Below are 24,077 nucleotides of genomic sequence, written 5' to 3' on the forward strand. Positions count from 1 at the left end.
TCATCGCTTGAGCCAGTCGAGGGCCGCGACAAGGCAGAGGACGCCCATGAAGCTGACGGCGGTTTTCTCGTATCGGGTAGCGATGGCGCGCCATTCCTTGAGCCTGGCCCAGAGCCGCTCGACCTGATTGCGGGTGTTGTAGATCCAGTCCGGGCAGGCGACGGGCGCCTCGTAGCGTTGGGGCGGGATCGCGGGCCGTGTATGGTCCCGGGATGAGGTGTGACGGGTCGATCCTGAAGCGTTCGGGCTCTTTCGTCCAGGCGTTCAGGATGAACTCGGTCGGCGTCAGGCCCCGCAGGGTCTTGAGCCTACGAGCGTGATTGTAGGCATCAACGAACAGGTGCAGATGCGTTCGAAGCTGGTCGTGGCTGTCGTAGTGGTAGCGCTTGACCGTCGAGGGCCGGCCGGTCGGGCCGGCCTCGGCGTCAGTCTGCGAACTTGTAGCGTGCGCAGAGCTTGTTTCCGTCCGGGTCGCGCAGGTAGGCGAGATAGATCCGGCCCATCGGAGTCTGGCGCTCGCCCGGCGGATTTTCCACGGAGGTGCCCCCGTGGGCGACACCCGCTTCGTGCCAGGCACTGGCCTGGTCCGGGCCGTCCATCGCGAACCCGATGGTCCCTCCGTTGGCAGCGGTCGCGGCCTCCCCGTCGATCGGCTTGGTGACGACGAACCGGCTGCCGCGATGCGCGTAGACCAGACGTCCCAGGGCATCCGTCGTGCCGGGCTCGCCGCCGATGGCTGCGAACAGCGCGTCGTAGAACGTCTTCGACCTGGCCAGGTCGTTGCTGCCGATCACCATATGGCTGAACACGTCGTCGCCTCCCTCGCTCGTTGGCCTGCAGGGCTACCGCGACCGAGGCTGTGGCTGCAACCAGGCCCCCGTTCGATCGCCCAGCATGACCGTCCGGGAAGCCGGACGATCGGCCCCGCCGAACCGCGCGTGAATCGGGCGGCGGAATGGCCAGCGTCCGGTCCGGACCATGCAGGGCGTGGAGCACCGGCCCTATGCAGCGAGTTCCGGCGCGGGCGGCCCGATCTCGACCGAGAGAGCGTCGAAGCAAGAACTACCAAAGTTTTCCTATCTGGTATTTAGAATACTACATACCAATAATTGATCTTGTTGCTTGCGTTATTTTTACTATCTTCGGCTCATCCACTCTCCCACCGGAGGAATAATGCCTTACACAGCCCATCATCTTTACAGCCGAGAGGATGTCACGGTTGCGCTTGGCACATCATCCTCGCGAAAGTTGCGGGCCGAGTCGGATGCCGATGCGGTCGCCGAGGCCAACATCTGGCTGCTGTCGTCGCGGATCGTGGCCCGCATCGCCGGTGACGCCACGCCCGTTGCCGAAGTCATCTGGAAAGACGGCGAAGTTTTCGCCTGCGTGACGATGGAGCCGCAGCCAGAACCGAACGCAGGCGGCTGAACCTGCATCGCCGGCAGGTTGGCGAGGCGCCGCGGCGCCGGGAGCCTGCGCGGGAAGCCGGCACCGTTCGCCCCGACGAATCCGGCGCCCCGGCAATCGGCGACGCCATGGCCGATGGCATGGGCATATCCGGAGGGAAAGCGCGGCCGTGCGGTACGGATCTCGACTCTCCGCGGCGATGGGGCAGGGGAGATCCACGAGCCCCAAGGTCCACGAGCCCCAAGGTCCACGAGCCCCAAGGTCCACGAGCCCCGAGGTCCACGAGCCCCGAGGTCCACAAGCCCCACGAAAGGGTGATCCCTGAGACTGCGGCGCTGCGTTGGGGATTGATGCCTTGGTCCGAACAGCCCTGTGCCTCGTGATGCTTCTGGCATCGAGTGCGCCGTCGGCCTCCGAGCCGTGGCTGAAACCGCTCTTCGTCCGATTGCCGCCGCTCGCGGTCGAGGGCGACCAAGGCCGCCCGGCCGTGCCCCAGACCAGGGCCGCCTTGGAAGAAGCGAACGCCAAGGCCGCGGCCCTGATGAACGCCTTCGAACACCGCATCGGGCAGAAGGCCCATCGCGCGATGAGCTCGATCTGTCACGGCTGCTCGCTCTCCGCCCAGGCGGCGAGACGACCCATCAGACCCATGGAAGCCACCGCCCTCCCGGAGGAGCACATCGTCGACGATCCGGCGCAGGCTCCGACCGACTGAGCGGGGACGCGCGCACCGCCTGCACCGGGGACGCAACCTCCCCGGGCCGCGCCGCTCCGTCCGGATGCCGCTTCTGCATCCGGTGACCGGTGAGGTCCTGAAGGCCGGGGCGAGACTCAGCCCCGACGCCAGGGCTTGACCGGGGGACGAGGGCACCGCACTCGATCGCCGGGGCCCGACCGTCTCGTGACGGGTCCCCCCCACGGCCACGCATTCGGGGCGCAGGGGCCGACCGGCATCGAAAACCGGCGGTGCGCCGCAGAGCCGGAGGGTATTCCAGACCGGGCGGCGCGGGAATCCGCCCCACGGTTCCGGGCGCACGGGACGGCGCGTGCGCGCCCGCACAGGCTTGCGACCGGTCGCGGCCTGCCTGTCTGGCCCCGCCCGGCGCGGCAACCACATGAGGTCACCGACGGGCGCGGCTCAGGCCGCGCGCCGTCCGTTCCTCCCTGCCGCTTGTCCTTGAAACAACGTGAGCGTCCCCATGACTGCCCTGTCCGACCCGATCCGCATCGGCGCGATCGACGCCAAGAACCGCGTCTTCATGGCGCCGCTGACCCGCGGCCGCGCCACCCGCGAGCACGTCCCGACACCCCTCATGGTGGAGTATTACCGCCAGCGCGCCGGCGCGGGCCTGATCCTCACCGAGGCGACCGGCATCTCGCAGGAAGGCCTGGGCTGGCCCTTCGCGCCGGGCATCTGGTCCGACGAGCAGGTCGAGGCCTGGAAGCCGGTGGTCCGGGCCGTGCACGAGGCCGGCGGCAGGATCGTCTGCCAGCTCTGGCACATGGGGCGCATCGTGCACCCGGACTTCCTCGGCGGCGAAAAGCCGATCTCGGCCTCGGCCACCACGGCCCCGGACGCCGCCCACACCTACGAGGGAAAGAAGCCCTACGCCGAGGCCCGGGCGCTGCCCGCCGACGAGATCCCCCGCCTCCTGGCCGATTATGACCGCGCCGCCCGCAACGCCATCCGGGCCGGGTTCGACGGCGTGCAGATCCACGCCGCGAACGGCTACCTCATCGACCAGTTCCTGCGCGACGGCGCGAACTTCCGGACCGACGCCTATGGCGGCTCCATCGAGAACCGCATCCGCCTCCTCACCGAGGTGACGCGGACGGTGGCCGATGCCGTGGGCAAGGACCGCACCGGCGTGCGCCTGTCGCCCAACGGGGGGATCCAGGGCGTGGACGATTCGAACCCCGACGCCCTGTTCGGGGCCGCCGCGGCCGCCCTGTCGAAGATCGGCATCGCGTTCCTCGAGCTGCGCGAGCCGGGACCGAACGGCACCTTCGGCACGGCCAACCATCCGCCGGTCGCCCCGACCATGAAGGCGGCCTTCGACGGCCCCCTGATCCTGAACTCGGATTACGACGGCCCCCGTGCGCAGGCGGCCCTCGACGAGGGCCGCGCCGACGCCGTCGCCTTCGGGCGCCCGTTCATCGCCAATCCCGATCTGCCCGAGCGGCTGTTCGCGGGAGCGGCCCTGAACAAGGACGTGGCGAAGACCTGGTACAGCCAGGGTCCGGAAGGCTACGTCGATTATCCGACGCTGGATGCGGCGAAGGCCGCCTGATCGGCGATCCGATGGGATTGCGGCCGTCTCCCGTTTCGTTCTCGGAAGGAGACGGCCCGTCGACGGAGGACGGACGCACCATGCGCCGATTTGTGCGGATCGCCTCGGTAGAGGTCGGCGCTATCGCTCGGACCGGAGACACCCTATGTGTTGCGATCGACGAGGATAGCCGCTTTTGCCTTCGACCGACGCCTGCTCAGTCGCACCGACCGGATGGACCGAGTCCGATCGGTTGGCGGAGCTCGCCAGCCTCGATCTGGCCGCGTCCGGGCGGGAAGCCGTCTACGACGACCTGACCCGCATCGCGGCGCTGCTCTGCGACGCGCCCATCGCGCTGGTGAGCCTCGTCGAGGCGGACCGGCAATGGTTCAAGGGCCGGGTCGGGCTCGAACTGCCCGAGACGCCCCGGCGGATGTCCATCTGCTCGCACGCCATCGCGGCCGGGACGCTCCTCGTCATCCCGGACCTGACCCGGGACCCGCGCACCCGCGACAATCCTCTCGTCACCGGGGAGCGCCAGCTCCGGTTCTATGCCGGCGCGATCATCCGCTCGCGCGCGGGCTATTCCCTCGGCACCCTGTGCGTCCTCGACCGGGTCGCGCGGCCCGATGGGATCACCCCGGTCCAGGCCGAGATGCTGGAGGCCCTGGCCCGGCAGGCCGCGACGCTGATCGAGCTGAACCGGACGCGCGGCGAGGTCGAGGCTCGCGAGGCGGAACTCGAGGCGAGCGAGCGCCGCTTCCGGGTGATGACCGGCGCCATGCCGCAGATGGTCTGGACGACGCAGCCCGACGGCTACCACGACTTCTACAACGACCGCTGGTACGAATTCACCGGCATGCCGCCCGGCTCGACCGACGGCGAGGCCTGGAACGGGATGTTCCATCCCGACGACCAGGAGCGGGCCTGGACGCGCTGGCGCCACAGCCTGGCCACCGGCGAGCCCTACGAGGTCGAGTACCGCCTGCGCCACCATTCCGGGGCCTATCGCTGGACCCTCGGCCGGGCGATGCCGCTCTATGATGCCGATGGGCGCATCGAGCGCTGGTTCGGCACCTGCACCGACATCGAGGACCTGAAGCGGGCGGAGGCCGAGGCACGCAAGCTCGCCGCCATCGTCGAGCAGTCGCAGGACTTCATCGGCATGGCCGACCGCGAGGGATTGGTCCAGCACATCAACGAGGCCGGGCGGCGCCTCGTCGGGCTGCCGGACGTCACCGCCGTGGCCGGGACCCAGATCCTTGACTACTTCATGCCTGAGAGTCAGGCGCTCGTCACCGGGACGGTCCTGCCCGCCGTCGAGCGGCAGGGCTGGTGGGAGGGCGAGCTCGCCTTCCGGCACTTCGGCACGGGGGAGGGGATCGCGGTCCTCTACAACATCTTCCCGGTCCGCGACGACGAGGGCCGCTTCGTCGGCTACGCCACCGTCACCCGCGACCTGCGCGAGCGCAAGCGGGCGGAGGAGGCGCAGGATCTGCTGATCAAGGAGCTCTCGCACCGGATCAAGAACATCTTCGCGGTGGTGGGCGGCATCGCCGGCCTCTCGGCCCGCACCGATCCGGCCGCGCGCCCCTTCGTCTCGGCTTTCCGCGAACGCCTCGGCGCCCTGGCGCAGGCCCACGAATACGTCCGGCCGCACTCGCCCGCCAGCGCCCCCGCGGTGAAGGGCCAGACCCTGTTCGGCCTGATGCGCCTGATCATGGCGGCCTACGTGCAGGACGGCCGCGCGCGGATCGTCGTCGACGGCGACGACGTCGCCGTGGGGGAGCGCGCCGCAACCGCGCTCGCCCTCATCATGCACGAGCAGGCCACGAACGCGATGAAGTATGGCGGCCTGTCGACCGAGGCCGGCAGCGTCCGCCTCACCGGCCTCCGCGACGGACCATCCTACATCCTGACCTGGGCGGAGAGCGGCGGCCCGACCGTGACCGGACCGCCCACCCGCCAGGGCTTTGGCACGGTCCTGGCCCAGCGCAGCGTCGTCGGGCAGCTCGACGGCACCCTGGAGCAGGACTGGGCCCCGGGCGGCCTCGTCATGCGCCTCGTCGTGCCGGTGGACAATCTCGGTTCGTGAGCCAGCGCCCGTATCGCCTCGTCGTCTTCGATTTCGACGGAACCCTGGCCGACAGCTTCCCCTGGTTCGCCGGAATCATCAACGGCGTGGCCGACCGCTACGGCTTCGCCCGCATCGCCGAGCACGATACCGAGACCCTGCGGGGCATGGATGCGCGGGCGATCGTCCGGCACCTCGGCATCCCGGCCTGGAAGCTTCCGCTGATCACCCGGCACATGCACCGGCTCGCCGCGCGCGACATCGCAGCGATCCCGCTGTTCCCCGGGGTCCCGGACCTGCTGGCCGACCTCGATGGGGCGGGTCTTCGCCTCGGCATCGCGAGCTCGAACCGGGAAGCGACGATCCGGCGGGCGCTGGGACCGGCGGCCGGGCGCTTCACCCACTACGCCTGCGGCGCCTCGCTGTTCGGCAAGGCGCGACGCCTGCGCGCCCTGATCCGCGACGCCGGGATGGTCCCGTCCGAGGTGCTCTACGTCGGCGACGAGATCCGCGACCACCAGGCAGCGACCGAGGCGGGCTGCGCCTTCGGGGCAGTGGCCTGGGGCTATAGCCGCGCAGAGGCCCTGGCCGCCCGGGCGCCCGCGCACGTCTTCTCCGAACTGGCCGCGATCCGGCGATGCGTCGTGTCGACGCCGCCACAGGCGCCCGGAAACCGCCCGGCGGAGGTTTCGGACCGGTTGCATCGCGCGTCCATCGAGCGCCTCATTAACCCGTGATAGGCCGGGACCTGCGGCGCACGGGACGCTCGTAGATGGACAAGACACGTCGATCGCAGCCGGCCGGAACGGACGCAGCCGCGGGCCGGGACCAGGTGGTCCGCCGATCCCACGCGCGTGGGGCGCGGTCGCATTTTCTCGTGGCCTGCCTGGCCGGCGGCCTGCAGGCCACCTATGCCCCGGAGCCGGAGGCGGACGTCTCCGACCTGTTCGCCGTCCTGATCGCGCGCCTCGAGGCCGGCGAGTTGGGCGTGGGTTGATCCCCCTTCAGGACCGGGCGCGACGTCCGCGCCGGCTGCGCGCCACGGCCTCCCTGAGGACCCGCGAGAGCTGCTCCACCGAATAGGGCTTGTGCAGCAGTTCGAAGCCGTGAGCACCCTCCTCGGCCAGGACGTGGCTGTAGCCGCTGGCCAGCACCACCGGCAGGTCGGGCCGGCGCCGGGCGATCTCCTTGGCGAGCTCGATCCCGTTCATGCCCGGCATGACGATGTCGGAGAACACCACCTCGAAGCGGAAGGGGATCTTCTCGAGCTGGCGCAGGGCGTCGGCGGCGGAGGTCGCCCAGACCGTGTGGTAGCCGAGTTCGGCCAGGGTCTGGGTCGCGAAGCGGCCGACCTCCGGATTGTCCTCGACCACGAGCACGCAGGTGCCGTGTCCCTCCGTCAGGGGCTCGGCCTCCTCGGGGAGCCCGGCGGCCTCCGGCACGGCCGCGACCTGCGGCAGGAACAGGGTGAAGGTCGAGCCGCGGCCCGGCGCGCTCTCGACGACGACCTCGCCGCCCGATTGCTTGGCGAAGCCGAAGACCTGGCTGAGGCCGAGGCCGGTGCCCTGGCCCACGCCCTTGGTGGTGTAGAACGGCTCGAAGATCCGGTGGAGATCGCCCGCGGCGATGCCGGCACCGGTATCGGTCAGCGACACGGCCACGAAGGTGCCCTGGCGGATGTCGAGGGGTGGGATGCCCTCGACGGTATCGACCCGGATCGTCAGCCGGCCGTGACCGTCCATGGCGTCGCGGGCGTTGACCGCCATGTTCACCAGTGCGGTGTCGAACTGGCTCGGGTCGGCATGCACGTAGCAGGGTGCCTCGGGCACCTCCACCACGATCGCGATGCGGGCGCCCGTCAGGGTTCCGACCATCTCGCTGATCGCGGCGACGCCGGTGCCGACGTTGAAGGTCTCGGGCTTGAGGGCTTGGCGCCGGGCGAAGGCGAGGAGTTGGCCGGTGAGCTTGGCGGCCCGCGCCACCGTGTCGGAGATGGCGTCGACGTAGCGGCGGCGATCCTCGGCGAGTCCCGGACGCTTCAGGAGGTCGGTCGAGGACTTGATGACGGTCAACAGGTTGTTGAAGTCGTGGGCGACGCCGCCGGTGAGCTGGCCCACCGCCTCCATCTTCTGGGCCTGGCGCAGGGCCTCCTGGGCTTGGTCCAGGGCGGCCTCCCGCGCCTTGTCCTCGGTGATGTCGCGGCCGCTGCAATAGGAGCGCCCGCCCTCCGGCACCGCGGTCCAGGACAGCCAGCGGTAGCCGCCGTCCCGGGTGCGGTAGCGGTTCTCGAAGCGGAAGACCGGCGTGCTGCCCGCGAGCGTGCGGATCGCCGCCCGGGTGCGCTCGACGTCGTCCGGGTGAATCAGGTCGACCACGGGACGCCCGGCGATCTCCGATTCGGACCAGCCGAGCACCACCTCCCAGGCGGGGTTCAGGCGCTCGAAGTAGCCGTCCGGGTGGAACACGCCGAGGAGGTCGGGGCTGACCAGCCAGGTCAGACCGCGCTCGTTGGAGCGCAGGACGACCTGGCGCTCGAGGTCGGCGTTGAGGAAGCGCAGCTCCGCCTCGTTCCGGCGCAGCGCGATCTCGGCCAGCGCCCGGTCGGTGACGTCGACGCCCTCGACGAAGATGCCAGTGACGGTGCCGTCGTCGTCGAAGATCGGCTGATAGACGAAGTCGAGGTAGAGCTCGACCTCCGGCCCGTCCGCCGCGGCCTTCAGGGTGAGCTTCGAGGCGCTCGCGGTGAACGCCTCCCCGGTGCGGTAGACGGTGTCGAGGAGGCCGAGATAGCCCTGGGCCACGGCGTCGGGCAGGGCTTCCGCCACGGTCCGGCCCAGGACCGGCCGGTCGCCGACGAGGCGCCGGTAGGCGGGGTTGGCGAGTTCGAAGCGATGCTCGGGACCGCGCAGGACGGCCATGAAGCTCGGCGCCTGGGCGAAGAGTTGCTCGAGGCGCTCGCGCTCGGCCCTGGCCCGGCGCTCCGCCTGCACCCGGCCCGTCGTCTCGGCGCAGGCGCAGAACATGCCGGCGACCTGCCCGGCCTCGTCGCGCACCGGCGTGTAGCCGAACGAGAAGTAGGTCTCCTCCGGGTAGCCGTTGCGGTGCATGACGAACGCGATGCCGTCCATGTGCGTGGCCTCGCCCGCATAGGCACGGGAGAGGATCGGCTCCACCTGCGCCCAGATGTCGTGCCAGAGGTCACGGAACGAGCCGCCGAGGGCGGCCGGGTGCCGGGAGCCGCACATGGCGGCGTAGCCGTCGTTGTAGAGGGTGATGTAGTCCGGTCCCCAGACGATCAGCATCGGCTGCTGCGAACCGAGCATCACGCCGACCAGGGTCTTGAGGGCCTGCGGCCAGCCGGCCGGGGCGCCGAGCGAGGTTCCCGACCAGTCGTGTTGGCGCAGGAGCGCGCCGGTCTCGCCACCCTCGACGAGAAAGGCTTCGCGAAACGGCATCCTCGGGTCCTCTGCCCGCCCGGGAGCGACCCTTGGCGCGCCGTTCAGGGAGCGCGCGGCGAATTTCCCGCGCCGACGCTCGGGGGCATCCTCCGCCGGTGGCCGGGGCGATAGGCCGCGCCCGTCCGCCTCCGGCAGCGGGCCGCGACGATTACAGCCCGCGGTTGGCGCCCGGAACCACGCTGGCGCCGGATCCGCTGCCGAACGGCTCGTACTTGGTCAGGCCGCGGAAGAGCTGGCTGAGGAAGGCGCGGTCGGCACCGCTGGTCGGCGTGGTCCGCTCGATGAAGTCGAACACCTTGCCGTCCTGCAGGCCGTAGAGCGCCACGCGCTCCACCTTGAAGGCCTGGTTGAAATAGACGGCGGTGACCTTCTGGTCCTCGACCCGCTCGCCGAGGAACAGGACCGTCCGGCGCGTGTTCTGGCTGATGTAGTACCAGGACTTGTTGCCGACGGTTGAGACTGTGGACGGCGTGCCGAGGATCTGCAGCACCTGCTCGGCGCTCATGCCGGGCTTCACGGTGGCGAGGGCCGCCTGGTCGATCTGGTAGCCGTGGCGGATGTCCTCGCCGATGCAGCCGGACACACCGGCTCCGATCACGCCGAGGACGGCGAGGCGAGCGAGCGACGAGACGAGACGGCGCGACATCGGCCACCCTTGCTGCAAATGAGAAACTGAACGCGTCTTCCGTGAAGGCGACTTCCCGGAAGGCATCTTCCGTTCAGGCGTCTTGCGGCCCCGATCCCGACCCGGCACCGAGGGCAGAAGAATCCCGATGGAGGTTGCACCTTGACCGTTCGCTGCCGTAACGCGGGGTTATGGTTTTGACAAGGCAAGCCCGGCCACACCCACGGTCCGTCCGTACCTGCGCCAAGCCCGAAGGCGGGAGGAGACGCGCATGAAGATGGGACTCCTGGACCGGCTGCGCAGCTGGGGACGGTCGAGCCCGCGCGAGCAGGTGATCGAGACGCTGCACGGGCGGATCAACGAGGCGGCGCGCCACCCGGACCTCTATCTGCGCCTCGGCGTACCGGACACGCTGGAAGGCCGGTTCGAGTGCCTGATCCTGCACGTCATCCTGGTGCTGCGGCGGCTCAACCGCCTGCCCGAGCCGGCGGCGGACGTGGCCCAGGACCTCGTGAACTCGGTGTTCCTGCAGCTCGATTCGTCGCTGCGGGAATCCGGCATCGGCGATTTCGGGGTGCCCAAGCGCATGAAGAAGCTCGGCTCGGCCTTCTACGGCCGCGCCGAGGGCTACGATGCCGCCCTCGATGCCGGAGACGTCGCGGCGCTGAAGGCCGCGCTCGCCCGCAACGTCCTCGGGCTCGACGCGCCGGAGGCCGCGGAGGAACTCGCGCGCTACGTCCTCGCCAGCGACGCCGCCCTGGCGCGCTCCGACCTCGACGGCCTGATCGGCGCCGGCCCGGCCTTCCCGCCGCACACCTTCGTCGCCCCCGCTGCCGGGCCGGACGGCACCACGACACGGACAAGCCCATGACCCGTCACGACAAGCCTCACCACGACACGCCCCGCCACGAGACGACCCGCCGCGACGAGACCGGCCCGCTCTCGCGGATCGTCAGCGTCGAACGCCTGCGCCGCAGCGACGGCCGCCTCGTCGTCACCGCGACCCCGGAAGAGTGCGCGGCCCTCGCCGCCGACTTCAAGATCCCGGCCATCCGCGACCTCGAGGGCGACTTCGAGACGAGCGGCCCGTCCTCGGCCTTCCGGGTGCGCGGGACCGTGACGGCGCAGGTGACTCAGGTCTGTACGGTGTCCCTCGAACCCTTCGAGGGCCCCGTCTCCGAGCCGGTGGACCTGCTCTTCACCGACACCGACCGGCTCGCCGGGACGGACGCGGAGGATGCCGACGTCCCCGATCCGATCGTCGGCGGCAAGATCGACTTCGGCACCATCACGGCCGAGTTCCTGGCCCTCGGCCTCGACCCTTATCCGCGCAAGCCCGGGGTCGCCTTCGAGGCCCATATCGAGGACCAGGACGAGCCGCCGCTCGCCGCCCTGCGCGGCCTGAAGCCCGCCAACGACTGAGCCGACCGGCCCTCACGGCGGAACGGCGTTCGGCGAAAGCCGCAGATTTCGTTTGCCCGCCGGGCCTCAATCGCTATTTTCCGCCGCGCCGGGCAGGGGGCCGGTCGTTCGCCGCACCCCGCCTATCGTGATGCCTCCCCGCCGGGAGGCGGTCCCTTCCGCGTTTCAGAGGCCACCGGCCACCCACCATGCCCCAGAGAGTGTGCATCTCGCTCGACGCCATGGGCGGCGACCACGGCCCCACGACCGTGGTGCCCGGCGCCGCCATCGCCCGCGAGCGCCATCCCGAGATGACGTTCCTGATGTTCGGGGACGAAGCAATCCTCGCGCCATTGGTGGCCGCCGAGCCGCGCCTGAAGGGGGCCGTCGAGATCCGCCACACGACGATGGCGATCTCCATGGACGAGAAGCCGAGCCAGGCGGTGCGCTCGGGGCGCGGCAAGTCCTCGATGTGGCGCGCCATCCAGGCGGTGAAGGACGGCGAGGCCGACGCCGCCGTCTCGGCCGGCAACACCGGCGCCCTGATGGCGATGTCGAAGATCTGCCTGAAGACCCTGGCGGGCATCGAGCGCCCGGCCATTGCCTGCCTCTGGCCGACCGTGCGCGGCGAGAGCGTCGTCCTCGACGTCGGCGCCACCATCGGCACCGATGCCGAGCACCTGGTCGAGATGGCGGTCATGGGCGCCGCCATGGCCCGGATCGTGTTCGACCTCGACCGGCCGACGGTCGGCCTCCTCAACGTCGGCACCGAGGAGATGAAGGGCAACGAGGCCGTCAAGGAGGCGGCGCGCACCCTGCGCGAGACCGACCTGCCGAACCTCGCCTATCACGGCTTCGTCGAGGGCAACGACCTCGGCAAGGGAACGGTGGATGTCGTCGTCACCGAGGGCTTCACCGGCAACATCGCCCTGAAGACCGCGGAGGGAACGGCCAAGCAGATCGGCAGCTACCTGCGCGCCGCCATGAGCCGGACCCTCTCGGCCAAGATCGGTTACTTCTTCGCTCGCCACGCCTTCAAGGCCCTGCGGGACAAGATGAACCCGAGCCGGGCCAATGGCGGCGTGTTCCTCGGCCTCGAGGGCATCGTCATCAAGAGCCACGGCTCCGAGGACGCGCACGGCTTCGCGGCGGCCGTGGACCTCGCCCACGACATGGCCCGGCACGACCTGATGCGCACCATCCGCGACATGCTCGACCTGACGCCGGCCGCGGCCGCATCGTGAGCCGCGCCGCGAACAGAAGGACGGCCCCATGACGGTCACCACCGGGACGGCCCCCTCCGGAAAGGTCCTGCGCTCCGTCGTCGTCGGCTGCGGCTCGGCCCTGCCGGCCCGATGCGTCAGCAACGACGAGCTCAGCCGCACCGTCGACACCTCCGACGACTGGATCGTGCAGCGCACCGGCATCCGGCAGCGCTACCTCGCGGACGCCAGCGAGACCACCTCGGTCCTCGGCGCCCGCGCCGCCCGGGCGGCCCTCGACGAGGCCGGCCTGACGGCCGACGACATCGACCTCATCATTTGCGCCACGTCGACGCCCGACCATACCTTTCCGTCCACCGCCACCGAGATCCAGGCGGCTCTGGGCCTGCGCGGCGGATTCGCCTTCGACGTCCAGGCGGTCTGTGCCGGCTTCGTCTACGCCGTGACCACCGCCGACAAGTTCCTGAGCACGGGCAGCGCCCGGCGCGCCCTGGTCATCGGCGCCGAGACCTTCTCGCGGATCCTCGACTGGGAGGACCGCACGACCTGCGTTCTGTTCGGCGACGGCGCCGGTGCCGTGGTGCTGGAAGCGCGCGAGGGGGAGGGCACCAGCGCCGATCGCGGCGTGCTGACCGCGAGCCTGCGCTCGGACGGGCGCCACCGCGAGAAGCTCTACGTGGATGGCGGCCCCGGCTCCACCGGCACCACCGGCCACCTGCGGATGACCGGCAAGGAGGTGTTCCGCTTCGCCGTCGGCTCCGTCACCGACGTCATCGACGACGCCTTCCGGGCCTCCGGCACCAGCGCCGAGGAGTTGGACTGGTTCGTGCCGCATCAGGCCAACCGTCGGATCATCGAGGCCTCGGCCGACAAGCTCGGCATCGCGCGCGAGAAGGTGGTCCTCACCGTCGATCGGCACGGCAACACTTCAGCCGCCTCGATTCCCCTGGCCCTCGACGTCGCCCGCAAGGACGGCCGGATCCAGCCCGGCGACCTCGTGATGATCGAGGCGATCGGCGGCGGCTTCACCTGGGGCGCGGCCCTCATCCGCTGGTAGGGGCACGGTGTTCGGGAAACGGGGCCTCACGCACAGTTGACCCCGGCCTGAACGCCGATTAGCGTGCGCAATCATAGAGATACTAAGAAAACTCGAATCGCCTTGGGGAATATCGCATGACGGGAAAGACGGTCACACGCGCCGATTTGAGCGAGGCCGTCTACCAGCAGGTCGGCCTCTCTCGGACCGAGTCGTCCGCCCTGGTCGAGACGGTGCTGTCCGAGATCTGCGCCTGCCTCGCCAGCGGTGAGACGGTGAAGCTGTCCTCGTTCGGCTCCTTCGTGGTGCGCAGCAAGGGGCGCCGGGTCGGGCGCAACCCGAAGACCGGCGTCGAGGTGGCGATCGAGCCGCGCCAGGTCATGGTGTTCAAGCCCTCGAACGTGCTGAAGGCCCGGATCAACGGCCTGAACGGCGCGGCCGAGCACGACGACGAGTAGGCCCCAGATGTCCCTCGCGGCACGGATCGACGAGACGGTGTCCGACCCTCACGACGGGGAGGCGCCGGTACGCGAGGCCTCCGAAAAGAGCGCGGGCGCCTTCCGCACCATCAAGGAGGCCGCCGACGAGCTCGACGTGCCCCAGCACGTGTTGCGCTTCTGGGAGACGCGCTTCGCCCAGATCCGCCCGGTCAAGCGGGCCGGCGGGCGGCGCTACTACCGCCCCGACGACGTCGATCTCCTGAAAGGCATCAAGCGCCTGCTGCATGGGCAGGGCTACACCATCCGGGGCGCCCAGCGCGTGCTGCGGGAACGCGGTCTGCGCTTCGTCCAGTCGGTGGGCCGGGGCGAGGCCGTGGCGGCCGCGCCCTCGCTCCAGGACGCCGAGCACGAGGCACCGGCGGCCACATTGCCCGCCGGCGAGGCTCTCACCGACGGGCAGCGGGCGGTGCTCGAGGCGGCGCTGGACGACCTTCGGACGTGCCGCGCGGCCATCGCCCGCCTGCGCCTGCCGCCGGAGCCGGCCGCGGACACCTGACGCCGCGAGTTGGTGCGGACGGATCGGCGCCCACTCGACGGCCGCGCCCGCGATCCCCACATCCGCTTCACCTGGGCCGAATCCACCGCGTCCCGCGCGGATCGCCCGGCGTGATCGGAGTTCGTCCCGCATGCTGCTCGCCCGTTCCCTCACCCTCCTGGCCGCCGGCGCCCTCCTGGCCGGGCCGGCCCTGGCGCAGACCACGGTCACCCGCAGCGAGACCGCCACCAGCGGCAAGAGCGTCCGCCTCGCCATCGTGCCGAACCTGAAGAAGGACTGCTCCACCGGCCCGATGCCGGAGATCCGGGTCAGCGGCGCGCCGAAGAACGGCTCGCTCATCACCAAGGTCGGCAAGATCAAGACCCCGGCGAAGTACCGCTGCCCCGGCAAGGAGGCCGCGGTGCAGGCGGTGTTCTACCAGAGCAAGGACGGCTTCACCGGCAGCGACGAGGTGACGGTGGACGTCAAGGATTCCGACGGGAACGTCCAGACCCAGAACATCAAGATCACGGTGGGCGCCGCCAAGTCCGACGGGGGGAAACCCGACGCGGCCGCGAAGAAGGACTCCACCGACCTGTGAGCCCTCCCCGGGGCCACGACCGACCGTTGCCGTGGCCCCGGCACCGAACCCGGATGGCAGGCCCGCCCGTTGCACTGTGGCACGCATCACACGCCCGATTTCCGTGATGAATGCGCTGCGACAAAACTGGGCCTGTCAGTTGCATCCAAGGCGAGACAGGATGAAGCTGTCGCTGTCGTGAGGGGATCGGAAAGCCTATGCCGTCGACGAACGACCTGTTCCAGAGCTTCGCCCGTGGCTACGAGGCGCGTCGCGATACGGAGATGAGCCTCTCCGAGTATCTCGAGGCATGCCGCGACGAACCGCTGATGTACGCCTCCGCCGCGGAGCGCATCCTCGAAGCCATCGGCAAGCCCGAATTCGTGGACACCGCGAAGGACCCGCGCCTCGGGCGCGTGTTCATGAACCGTACGATCCGGGTCTACCCCGCCTTCGCCGAGTTCTACGGCATGGAGGAGACGATCGAGCGCATCGTCTCGTTCTTCCGCCACGCGGCGCAGGGGCTGGAGGAGCGCAAGCAGATCCTCTACCTGCTCGGCCCCGTCGGCGGCGGCAAGTCCTCGCTCGCCGAGCGTCTCAAGGCCCTGATGGAGACCCACCCCATCTACGTGCTGAAGGCCGGCAACGAGGTCTCCCCGGTCTTCGAGAGCCCGCTGGGCCTGTTCGACCCCGAGACGATGGGGGCCGAGATCCAGGAGCGCTACGGCGTCCCGAAGCGCCGCCTCACCGGCCTGATGAGCCCCTGGGCCCTCAAGCGCCTCGACGAGTTCAACGGCGACATCTCGAAGTTCAAGGTCATCAAGGTCCGGCCCTCGCGCCTGCGCCAGATCGCCATCGCCAAGACCGAGCCGGGCGACGAGAACAACCAGGACATCTCGAGCCTCGTCGGCAAGGTCGACATCCGGCGCCTGGAGACCCTCTCGCAGGCCGATCCCGACGCCTACTCCTACTCGGGCGGCCTCAACCGGGCGAACCAGGGCGTCCTCGAATTCGTCGAGATGTTCAAGGCGCCGATCAAGATGCTGCACCCCCTTCTCACCGCGACGCAGGAGGGCAACTACGTCGGCACCGAGAACATCGGCGCGATCCCGTTCACGGGCGTGATCCTGGCCCACTCGAACGAGTCCGAGTGGCAGACCTTCAAGACCAACAAGAACAACGAAGCCTTCATCGACCGCATCTACGTGATCAAGGTGCCCTACTGCCTCCGGGTGACCGAGGAGCAGCGCATCTACGAGAAGCTGGTCTCGGGCTCCGAGCTGTCCGACGCCGCCTGCGCGCCGGGCACCCTGGAGATGCTGGCCCGCTTCTCGGTGCTCTCGCGCCTGCGCGAGCACGCCAATTCCAACGCCTTCTCGAAGATGCGGGTCTACGACGGCGAGTCCCTGCGCGAGGTCGATCCCCGCGCCCGCTCGATGCAGGAATACAAGGACGCCGCCGGCGTCGACGAGGGCATGGACGGGATCTCGACCCGCTTCGCCTTCAAGGTGATGGCGGCGACCTTCAACCACGACACCACGGAGGTCTCGGCCGATCCGGTCCACCTCATGTACGTGCTGGAGCAGGCCCTGCGGCGCGAGCAGCTGCCGCCCGAGACCGAGAAGCGCTACCTGGAGTTCATCAAGACGGAGCTGGCCCCGCGCTACGCGGAGTTCATCGGTCACGAGATCCAGAAGGCCTACCTGGAATCCTACCACGACTACGGCCAGAACCTGTTCGACCGCTACATCGACTATGCCGATGCGTGGATCGAGGACCAGGACTTCAAGGATTCCGAGACGGGGCAGCTCCTCAACCGCGAACTCCTGAACCAGGAGCTGACCAAGATCGAGAAGCCGGCGGGCATCGCCAATCCGAAGGACTTCCGCAACGAGGTGGTGAAGTTCGCCCTGCGCTCGCGGGCGCAGCACGGCGGTCGCAACCCCTCCTGGACGAGCTACGAGAAGCTGCGCGAGGTCATCGAGCGGCGCATGTTCAGCCAGGTGGAGGAACTGCTGCCGGTGATCTCCTTCGGCTCCAAGAAGGACGGCGAGACCGAGAAGAAGCACGGCGAGTTCGTCGACCGGATGGTGGCCCGCGGCTACACCGAGCGGCAGGTCCGCCGTCTTGTCGAATGGTACATGCGGGTGAAGCAGGCCGGGTAGGGCGACGCGAGACGCCCTGTCCCACGGGTGAAGGGGGCGGCCACGCCGGTGGCCGCCCCGGCCAGTCGATCCCACATTGGTTCCGAGGGCGAAGGCACACATACCGGATGCACATCGTCGACCGACGTCTGAACCCCGGGGGCAAAAGCCTCGCGAACCGCCAGCGCTTCCTGCGGCGCGTGAAGGACGTGGCCCAGCGCGCCGTGCGGGAATCCGCGCGCGAGAAGGACATCAAGGATCTCGGCAAGGACGGCCGCGTCTCGGTGCCGGCCGACGGCGTCCGCGAGCCGCGCTTCGCCCGCCAGCCCGGCACCGGCCTGCACGACCACATCCTGCCCGGCAACAGGACCTACGTGGAGGGCGACCGCATCGAGCGTCCGCCCTCGGGCGGCGGCGGCAAGGGGTCGGGGGAGGGGGGCGAGGGCTCCGAAAACAGCGAGGACGCCTTCCGCTTCGTGCTCACCCGCGAGGAATTTCTCGAGCTCTTCCTCGAAGACCTCGAACTGCCGGATCTGGCCAAGCGCCGGCTCTCGGTGGTGGAGACGGAGGGGCTTCGCCGGGCCGGCTACACGATCTCGGGCTCGCCGGCCAACCTCGCGCTCACCCGGACCCTGCGCAATTCGATGTCGCGCCGCATCGCCCTGAAGCGGCCGAAAGCCGACGAGATCGCCGCCCTGGAGGCGCGCATCGCCGCGACGCCGTCGAGCGATCCCGAGCTGCCGGCCCTGCTCCTGACGCTCTCCGCGCTGCGCGAGCGCACCAAGCGCATCCCCTACGTCGATCCCCTCGACCTGCGCTACCGCCGCTTCGAGACCTATCCGCGCCCGGTGGCGCAGGCGGTGATGTTCTGCCTGATGGACGTCTCGGGCTCGATGACCGAGCACATGAAGGATCTCGCCAAGCGCTTCTACATCCTGCTGCACATCTTCCTGACCCGGCGCTACCGGCACGTGGAGATCGTCTTCATCCGCCACACCGACAAGGCCACGGAGGTGGACGAGGAGACGTTCTTCGGCTCGCGCGAGACCGGCGGCACCCTGGTCTCCTCGGCTCTGGTCGAGATGAAGCGCGTCATCGCCGAGCGCTACGACCCCAACGACTGGAACATCTACGCCGCGCAGGCCTCCGACGGCGACAACGTCTCCAGCGACGGGCCGACCGCGACGGAGTTGCTGCGCGCCCACATCCTGCCGGCCTGCCAGCACTTCGCCTACCTGGAGGTCGGCGACGAGAACGGCCCGCGGGCCGGCTTCGTCGAGCACCGCACCACCCTCTGGCGGACCTACGAGGGCCTGGCGAAGACCGGCGCGGCCATCGCCATGCGCAAGGTCAATCACCGCCGCGACATCTACCCGGTCTTCCGCGAACTGTTCGGGCGCAAGGACGCCCGGGCGGAGGCCGAGGCCTGAGCGCCCGCGCGTCGCGTCACCGGTCGCGCGGGACACGGGACCCTTCGAGCACGGACCCTTCGAGGAAGGCGTAAATCGTATGGTCGGCAGCATCATCCGCCCCACGCCCCAGCCCATCTCCGGCGGCCAGGAGCCGCTCTTCACCGGGAACGACTGGGACTTCGACACGATCCGGCGCATCCACGATGCCTGCGAGGTCGAGGCGCGGGCGCTCGGCCTGTCCTGGTACCCCAACCAGATCGAGATCATCACCGCCGAGCAGATGCTGGACGCCTACGCGTCGATCGGCATGCCGCTGTTCTACAAGCACTGGTCCTTCGGCAAGCACTTCGCCCAGCACGAGGCCGGCTACCGGCGCGGCATGATGGGGCTCGCCTACGAGATCGTCATCAACTCGGACCCGTGCATCTCCTACATCATGGAGGAGAACACGGCGACGATGCAGACCCTGGTCATCGCGCACGCGGCCTTCGGGCATAACCACTTCTTCAAGAACAACTACCTGTTCAAACAGTGGACCGACGCGGAGGGCATCCTCGACTACCTCGACTTCGCCAAGGGCTTCATCTCGCGCTGCGAGGAGCGCCACGGCCACGCCGCCGTCGAGGCGGTGCTCGACGCCGCCCACGCCCTGATGAGCCAGGGCGTCCACCGCTACCCGCGCAAGAAGCGGCCGGACCTGGCCTCCGAGCAGCGCCGCGAGCGCGAGCGGGCCGAGCACGGCGAGCAGATCTACAACGACCTCTGGCGCACCCTGCCGCAGAAGGTCGCCGGCGTGCGCCCCGACCTCGCCGCGGAGCGGCGCAAGGCGCTCCTCGAACTGCCGCAGGAGAACATCCTCTACTTCCTCGAGAAGGCGGCCCCGCGCCTGCGGCCCTGGCAGCGCGAGATCCTGCGCATCGTCCGCCTCGTGGCGCAGTACTTCTACCCGCAGCGCCAGACCAAGGTGATGAACGAGGGCTGCGCCACCTACTGCCACTACCGGATTATGAACGCGCTGTCCGAGAAGGGGCTGATCGGCGAGGCGGCCTATCTCGAGTTCCTGCAGTCGCACACCAACGTCGTGCGGCAGCCGAACTACAACGAGCGCGGCTACAACGGCCACAATCCCTACGCCATCGGCTTCGCGATGATGCAGGACATCGCCCGCATCGTGGAGCAGCCGACGCAGGAGGATCGGGAGTGGTTCCCCGAGATCGCCGGCACCGGCGATGCCATGGCGACCCTGCGCGACATCTGGGCGAACTACCGCGACGAGAGCTTCATCGCCCAGTTCCTCTCGCCCAAGCTCATGCGCGACATGCGGCTGTTCCACGTCGTCGACGATCCCGACGAGTCGGAACTCTTCGTGGAGGCGATCCACGACGAGCGCGGCTACCGTAAGATGCGCCGCTCCTTCGCCCGGCAATACGACGTGGCCTGGCTCGATCCGGACATCGAGGTGGTGGACGTGGACCTCACGGGCGACCGCCGCCTGATCGTGCATCACCGCGCGCTGAACCGCATCACCCTGCAGAAGGACGATGCCCGGCGGGTGCTGCAGCACCTGGCCGATCTCTGGGGCTACGACGCGGTGCTGAAGGAGATCGATCCGGCCAACGACGCGGTGCTGGCCGAGCATCACGCGAGCGCCCGGCCGATCTTCTTCTGAGCGGATTTGTGAGCGGACCCGGATTGGCGCGGCGCCGGTCCGCGTCTAGCCTACGCCCATGACGAACGACGACCTGCGCGAATCGCGCGCCGCCCTGATCCTGCTCGCCGTCGCGGTGGGCTCCGTCCTGATCTTCGGAGCGGTCACCATCCTGATCCAGCTCTGACGCGCCGCGTGAGGCGCTTCAGTGGGTCCAGGGCGCGGTGCGGTTGAACTTGAAATTGTCTGAGTAGGACAGGCCCTTGCGCAGGATGGGCTTCTGCGGCTCCTCGACCCGGTAGGACAGGCCGGCGCGGGTGGCGTAGGCCACGGCCTCCTCGCGGGTCTCGAACTCGAGATGCACCTGCTGCAGCATGTCGGACGAGCCGGTCCAGCCCATCAGCGGGTCGGTCTCGCGCGGCGCGGTCTGGTCGAATTCCAGCACCCAGGCCTTGGCGCGCGCCGTTCCGGACTGCGTCGGATCCTTCGCGGGCTGGTAGATGCGGGCGCTCGACATCGGGTCGTCCAACTCCAGGGAGCCTCGGCGGGAAACAATGGTCGGGGCGATAGGATTCGAACCTACGACCCTCTGGTCCCAAACCAGATGCGCTACCAGACTGCGCTACACCCCGACACGCTTGCGCGTAGAGGGGACGTACGGTTTCGGCGGTGAAATGGCAACCGGGAGGGGCGAACATAAGGTCGTCGCCCGGCCGAGACGGGCGGGTGTCGGAACCGGGAGCCCCGAGGAAGAGCCGGACCGCGTTCCTGCCGTGTTCCACCGGCCCGGACCGGGTCTTCGGCCGCGGAACGAGCCCGGCACCTGCCGAGGCGGGGACGGAGTGCCGCGTGCCGTCGAAGATCCGATCAATCCAGGGCAGGGCGGTCAGCCGCATCGGATCGGGCCTGCGCCGCCCGAACCCTCCGGCACTTCGAGCCTGTGCGCGACCTGCGACACGCGAAGAGCGAAAATCCCGCTTCAGGCGCGGCCGTTGCCGTCGGCAAGTGTTCGAAATCCAACGCACTGTCTTGTGAGGAAACGATATTTGGAGGATCGCCGTTTCTGGGCGATGACCCAGACGTCTCCCGCTCGCGAGCACATCCGTTCGATTCTCCTGAAGCTGGCCCGGCTTCGTGAGGCCAAGCGCCAGCCGGAGGCCAAGCGCCAGCAACCGGACACGAACCAACACTCCCGGGTCGCTCCGGGCGAGTGACGGTCGGTCGGGCCAGCGCCGCGATGGTCGCGGGCCGCACCGAAGCCAGCGCGGCGCACCGTTTTCCGCCCACGCCTCGCTGGACAGTTCCGGTCGCGCCCCGCCACCATCGGCGCACTGAACGGAAACGACGGAGCGGCCGATGAACGATGCGAAGTTACGCGCCCTGGAGGCGCGCATCGACGCATTGGAAAGCGAGGTGAGGCGCGCACGAAACGACATCCAATGGGCGATCGCCCTGATGTTCGTCGTTCCGGTCGGGCTCCTGATCATCCTTCGGGTCTGGTCGTGAGGATCGGCACCGGCGCGAGGCGCCGCGAAGGTCGTTAGGGTTCGACTCCGTTCGTTAACGCGTCGGTCACAATGACGGCAATCAATCCGTTCCCGAGCGTCGAACCATGGTATTAGGGTTCGAACGAGGGCCGATCGATGTTCCTGATCTTACTGGCCGCCATGGGCGGAGGCATTATCTCGACGGCGCTGCTTATGCCGTACGGGATCTGGACCGCACTGATGTGCGCGCCGCTGACGGGAAGTCTTTGTGCTGCTGCGGCTGGCGCCGTGATCATGCTGCGCCGGGGCGAGGATTGGAGTGCGGACGCGGCGTTCGACGAAACCACCAGCGACCAGACCGACGCCATGGTCAAGATGCTGCGCGACATCGCTGCCAAGGGCCGCGAGACCGGCGAGACCACGAAGCGTCCCGCGGGCAACTCCAGGGCGGCTTGAGGCGCTCCTCGGCGGCTCACCGCCGGCCGAAGCCGAACCCGAAAACCACAGCACGAGCGACGAAGCTCACCGGCGCAGAGACTGCGCCGGTGACGCGCCGAACAGCCCGGCCAACCATCTCGGCCTGGGTTTCGCGGGCTGTGCGCTTGGCTCTGACGGGCCGCCGACGAAGGCGGGCAGGCGCCACACGGTGCTTTCTTCCTGCATCCTGATCAATCGATCATTCCGAAGTGCTGCAGGCCGCCGCCGGCGCCGAGGCAGGGCGCATCGCCATCTCGGCTGACGGGACCGGCATGTTTTGCAGGCCGGTCGCCCGAGCTCCTGGCGGCAAACCAGGCTCGCTCCAGGAAAGATACCCGTCCCTACGGCGTTTCGGATGTCCGCTGCCGAGAACCGCGCTGATCGGCGCCTGCGGCTTCGTCGGATCGAAGGCTGTCCCTGCGGGACGGAGCCAGCTGGGTTCAGACCCTACACGCGCAAGTCGACGACGCGGCGCTGACTTGGAATTCCGTCGCTCTCGCCGGCGCGCGAGCGCTCCACTTCGACGGAGACGATGCGCGGCTCGGTCTCGTGGCGGCGCGCGGCGTCGTTCCGGCTGCCATGCACGATCTCGGTGGCCCGGAGGATGCCGACCTGCGTGATCGGAACGGTGATCGTCATGGGCGTCGATCCTTCGAAAGGCTTCGAGGTGCGCCGGTCCTCAGGCCAGGATGTCGAGGACCCGGCGCTCGGAGTCGAGCGTCGATTTCAGGATGGCGGTGTTCATCCCGATGTTGGACTTCTCCTGCAGAAGCTGGACGGCGGTGGTCGAGAGATCGACCTGGGTCGCGCTCGGCAGGCTGGTGCCGATCGCCGCGACGCCCTCGGCCGCCGTGGCGTAACGCTGGGTCGCGGCCAGTAGCCCGCCGTTGCTCGCCGAAATCGCGCTGACCATGCCGTCCTCCCCCCTCGTCCCCGCCGAGGCAACCACGCGCCCCTGAATTCCCGGTTGCGAAACTCCGGCGCATTTGAGCGACCCGTCGCGGCCGGAGCCGCGCTTGACCCCACGTCCTCCGGACCCCACCTCGCCCGCGACGCGGCCGGACCGAGCCTCGGCGCGCAGCACGGAGACCGCGATGATCGATCTGTATTATTGGCCGACCCCGAACGGCCATAAGGTCACGATGTTCCTCGAAGAGGCGGGGCTCGACTACACCCTGAAGCCGGTGAACATCGGCAAGGGCGACCAGTTCAGGCCGGACTTCCTGGCGATCGCGCCCAACAACCGCATGCCGGCGATCGTCGACCACGCCCCGGCCGGCGGCGGCGCCCCGGTCTCGCTGTTCGAGTCCGGCGCCATCCTGCTCTACCTCGCCGAGAAGACCGGGCGCTTCATCGCGCAGGACGTGGCCGGCCGCGCCGAGGTGCTGCAATGGCTGTTCTGGCAGATGGGCGGCCTCGGGCCGATGCTCGGCCAGAACCACCACTTCACCCAGTACGCGCCGGAAAAAGTGCCCTACGCCATCGACCGCTACCTCAAGGAGACGAACCGGCTCTACGGCGTCCTCGACCGGCGGCTCGCGGACCGGCCCTTCCTGGCCGGCGCCGACTACGCGATCGCCGACATGGCGAGCTATCCGTGGATCGTGCCCTACGAGAAGCAGGGCCAGCGGCTCGAGGACTTCCCGAACCTCCGGCGCTGGTTCGAGGCCATCGCCGAGCGCCCGGCGACGAAGGCCGCCTATGCCCGCGCCCCCGAGATCAACCCGGATTTCGGGAAGACCATGAGCGAGGAGGCCAAGAAGGTCATGTTCGGCCAGACCGCGGCGACGCGGGGCTGATCCGGGCCGCATCCGGGCGAAGCCCGATCCGCGTCCCGGGAGAGTCGCCGGATCGGGCCGG

26 protein-coding genes, 1 tRNA gene and 2 pseudogenes are annotated in these 24,077 nt (G+C 69.3%); 20 read left to right on the forward strand and 9 right to left on the reverse strand.

Annotated features, from left to right (window positions below):
* From AC0IWM_RS19775 to AC0IWM_RS19785, 3 genes and pseudogenes are all read right to left on the reverse strand, one after another.
* A pseudogene (locus tag AC0IWM_RS19775) lies at positions 1-201 on the reverse strand (transposase); the annotation flags it as partial.
* A pseudogene (locus tag AC0IWM_RS19780) lies at positions 200-409 on the reverse strand (IS3 family transposase); the annotation flags it as partial. The pseudogenes AC0IWM_RS19780 and AC0IWM_RS19775, both read right to left, overlap by 2 nt.
* A 16-nt stretch (positions 410-425) precedes the next feature.
* On the reverse strand, positions 426-809 hold the full coding sequence (locus AC0IWM_RS19785) for a VOC family protein (RefSeq protein WP_471757786.1): 384 nt from the start codon (positions 807-809) through the stop codon (positions 426-428).
* Between the two features lie 364 nt (positions 810-1,173).
* Between AC0IWM_RS19785 and AC0IWM_RS19790 the strand changes: the two genes are divergently transcribed.
* The 6 genes from AC0IWM_RS19790 (at position 1,174) to AC0IWM_RS19815 (ending at position 6,748) form a co-directional block, all read left to right on the forward strand.
* A complete protein-coding gene (locus AC0IWM_RS19790) occupies positions 1,174-1,428 on the forward strand; it encodes a hypothetical protein (RefSeq protein ID WP_471757788.1) in 255 nt (84 codons plus the stop codon).
* Between the two features lie 334 nt (positions 1,429-1,762).
* Positions 1,763-2,122: a hypothetical protein gene (locus AC0IWM_RS19795; RefSeq protein WP_471757790.1), complete on the forward strand. Its 360-nt coding sequence runs from the start codon at positions 1,763-1,765 to the stop codon at positions 2,120-2,122.
* A gap of 484 nt (positions 2,123-2,606) precedes the next feature.
* Complete coding sequence (locus AC0IWM_RS19800) at positions 2,607-3,698, forward strand: alkene reductase (protein ID WP_471757792.1); 1,092 nt, start codon at positions 2,607-2,609, stop codon at positions 3,696-3,698.
* A gap of 232 nt (positions 3,699-3,930) precedes the next feature.
* Positions 3,931-5,772, forward strand: a complete 1,842-nt coding sequence (locus AC0IWM_RS19805) for a PAS domain S-box protein (RefSeq protein WP_471757794.1) — start codon at positions 3,931-3,933, stop codon at positions 5,770-5,772.
* On the forward strand, positions 5,769-6,488 hold the full coding sequence (locus tag AC0IWM_RS19810) for an HAD-IA family hydrolase (RefSeq protein WP_471757796.1): 720 nt from the start codon (positions 5,769-5,771) through the stop codon (positions 6,486-6,488). The genes AC0IWM_RS19805 and AC0IWM_RS19810 overlap by 4 nt, the downstream gene beginning before the upstream one ends.
* A 35-nt stretch (positions 6,489-6,523) precedes the next feature.
* Complete coding sequence (locus AC0IWM_RS19815; protein WP_471757798.1) at positions 6,524-6,748, forward strand: hypothetical protein; 225 nt, start codon at positions 6,524-6,526, stop codon at positions 6,746-6,748.
* Positions 6,749-6,755: 7 nt separating this feature from the next.
* On the opposite strand, the gene AC0IWM_RS19820 is transcribed toward AC0IWM_RS19815, so the two are convergent.
* Positions 6,756-9,206, reverse strand: coding sequence for a PAS domain-containing protein (locus AC0IWM_RS19820; RefSeq protein ID WP_471757800.1), 2,451 nt, complete (start codon positions 9,204-9,206; stop codon positions 6,756-6,758).
* A 151-nt stretch (positions 9,207-9,357) separates the two neighbouring features.
* Positions 9,358-9,855, reverse strand: a complete 498-nt coding sequence (locus AC0IWM_RS19825; RefSeq protein WP_471757802.1) for an outer membrane protein assembly factor BamE — start codon at positions 9,853-9,855, stop codon at positions 9,358-9,360.
* Positions 9,856-10,111: 256 nt separating this feature from the next.
* Here AC0IWM_RS19825 and AC0IWM_RS19830 point away from each other — a divergent pair, with 256 nt between their 5' ends.
* From AC0IWM_RS19830 to AC0IWM_RS19875, 10 genes are all read left to right on the forward strand, one after another.
* Positions 10,112-10,705 carry a ubiquinol-cytochrome C chaperone family protein gene (locus AC0IWM_RS19830; RefSeq protein WP_471757932.1) on the forward strand — a complete coding sequence of 198 codons (594 nt, stop codon included), beginning with the start codon at positions 10,112-10,114 and terminating at the stop codon, positions 10,703-10,705.
* On the forward strand, positions 10,702-11,256 hold the full coding sequence (locus tag AC0IWM_RS19835; RefSeq protein WP_471757804.1) for a YceD family protein: 555 nt from the start codon (positions 10,702-10,704) through the stop codon (positions 11,254-11,256). The genes AC0IWM_RS19830 and AC0IWM_RS19835 overlap by 4 nt, the downstream gene beginning before the upstream one ends.
* Before the next feature lie 188 nt (positions 11,257-11,444).
* Positions 11,445-12,479 (forward strand): phosphate acyltransferase PlsX, encoded by a 1,035-nt coding sequence (gene plsX, locus AC0IWM_RS19840; RefSeq protein ID WP_056474064.1) that lies wholly within the window; start codon positions 11,445-11,447, stop codon positions 12,477-12,479.
* A 28-nt stretch (positions 12,480-12,507) separates the two neighbouring features.
* The gene (locus tag AC0IWM_RS19845; protein WP_056474066.1) at positions 12,508-13,515 is read left to right on the forward strand and encodes a beta-ketoacyl-ACP synthase III; all 1,008 of its coding nucleotides are present in this window, start codon (positions 12,508-12,510) and stop codon (positions 13,513-13,515) included.
* A 116-nt stretch (positions 13,516-13,631) separates the two neighbouring features.
* Positions 13,632-13,952: an integration host factor subunit alpha gene (locus AC0IWM_RS19850; protein WP_056474070.1), complete on the forward strand. Its 321-nt coding sequence runs from the start codon at positions 13,632-13,634 to the stop codon at positions 13,950-13,952.
* Positions 13,953-13,959: 7 nt separating this feature from the next.
* Positions 13,960-14,490 (forward strand): MerR family transcriptional regulator, encoded by a 531-nt coding sequence (locus AC0IWM_RS19855; RefSeq protein ID WP_471757806.1) that lies wholly within the window; start codon positions 13,960-13,962, stop codon positions 14,488-14,490.
* Positions 14,491-14,620: 130 nt separating this feature from the next.
* The gene (locus AC0IWM_RS19860) at positions 14,621-15,070 is read left to right on the forward strand and encodes a 4-aminobutyrate aminotransferase (RefSeq protein ID WP_471757808.1); all 450 of its coding nucleotides are present in this window, start codon (positions 14,621-14,623) and stop codon (positions 15,068-15,070) included.
* A 197-nt stretch (positions 15,071-15,267) separates the two neighbouring features.
* Entirely contained in the window at positions 15,268-17,214 is a 1,947-nt protein-coding gene (locus tag AC0IWM_RS19865; RefSeq protein ID WP_471757810.1) for a PrkA family serine protein kinase, read from the forward strand.
* Between the two features lie 107 nt (positions 17,215-17,321).
* Complete coding sequence (locus tag AC0IWM_RS19870; RefSeq protein ID WP_471757812.1) at positions 17,322-18,623, forward strand: YeaH/YhbH family protein; 1,302 nt, start codon at positions 17,322-17,324, stop codon at positions 18,621-18,623.
* Between the two features lie 79 nt (positions 18,624-18,702).
* A complete protein-coding gene (locus AC0IWM_RS19875; protein WP_471757814.1) occupies positions 18,703-20,274 on the forward strand; it encodes a SpoVR family protein in 1,572 nt (523 codons plus the stop codon).
* A 184-nt stretch (positions 20,275-20,458) separates the two neighbouring features.
* On the opposite strand, the gene AC0IWM_RS19880 is transcribed toward AC0IWM_RS19875, so the two are convergent.
* Entirely contained in the window at positions 20,459-20,770 is a 312-nt protein-coding gene (locus AC0IWM_RS19880; RefSeq protein WP_055950667.1) for an ETC complex I subunit, read from the reverse strand.
* 38 nt (positions 20,771-20,808) lie between these two features.
* A tRNA-Pro gene (locus AC0IWM_RS19885) sits at positions 20,809-20,885 on the reverse strand.
* 414 nt (positions 20,886-21,299) lie between these two features.
* On the opposite strand from AC0IWM_RS19885, the gene AC0IWM_RS19890 reads away from it, so the two are divergent.
* The 3 genes from AC0IWM_RS19890 (at position 21,300) to AC0IWM_RS19900 (ending at position 22,196) form a co-directional block, all read left to right on the forward strand.
* On the forward strand, positions 21,300-21,467 hold the full coding sequence (locus AC0IWM_RS19890) for a hypothetical protein (RefSeq protein WP_471757816.1): 168 nt from the start codon (positions 21,300-21,302) through the stop codon (positions 21,465-21,467).
* 142 nt (positions 21,468-21,609) lie between these two features.
* Positions 21,610-21,759, forward strand: coding sequence for a hypothetical protein (locus tag AC0IWM_RS19895; RefSeq protein WP_471757818.1), 150 nt, complete (start codon positions 21,610-21,612; stop codon positions 21,757-21,759).
* A 137-nt stretch (positions 21,760-21,896) separates the two neighbouring features.
* The gene (locus AC0IWM_RS19900; protein WP_471757820.1) at positions 21,897-22,196 is read left to right on the forward strand and encodes a hypothetical protein; all 300 of its coding nucleotides are present in this window, start codon (positions 21,897-21,899) and stop codon (positions 22,194-22,196) included.
* A 468-nt stretch (positions 22,197-22,664) separates the two neighbouring features.
* Here the strand turns inward: AC0IWM_RS19900 and AC0IWM_RS19905 are convergent, their stop codons facing one another.
* Positions 22,665-22,856, reverse strand: a complete 192-nt coding sequence (locus tag AC0IWM_RS19905) for a hypothetical protein (protein WP_471757822.1) — start codon at positions 22,854-22,856, stop codon at positions 22,665-22,667.
* A gap of 40 nt (positions 22,857-22,896) precedes the next feature.
* Complete coding sequence (locus AC0IWM_RS19910) at positions 22,897-23,130, reverse strand: hypothetical protein (protein ID WP_471757824.1); 234 nt, start codon at positions 23,128-23,130, stop codon at positions 22,897-22,899.
* Positions 23,131-23,311: 181 nt separating this feature from the next.
* Between AC0IWM_RS19910 and AC0IWM_RS19915 the strand changes: the two genes are divergently transcribed.
* Positions 23,312-24,016: a glutathione S-transferase N-terminal domain-containing protein gene (locus AC0IWM_RS19915; protein ID WP_471757826.1), complete on the forward strand. Its 705-nt coding sequence runs from the start codon at positions 23,312-23,314 to the stop codon at positions 24,014-24,016.
* Positions 24,017-24,077: the final 61 nt, after the last annotated feature.

Source organism: Methylobacterium sp. AC433, assembly GCF_979253015.1.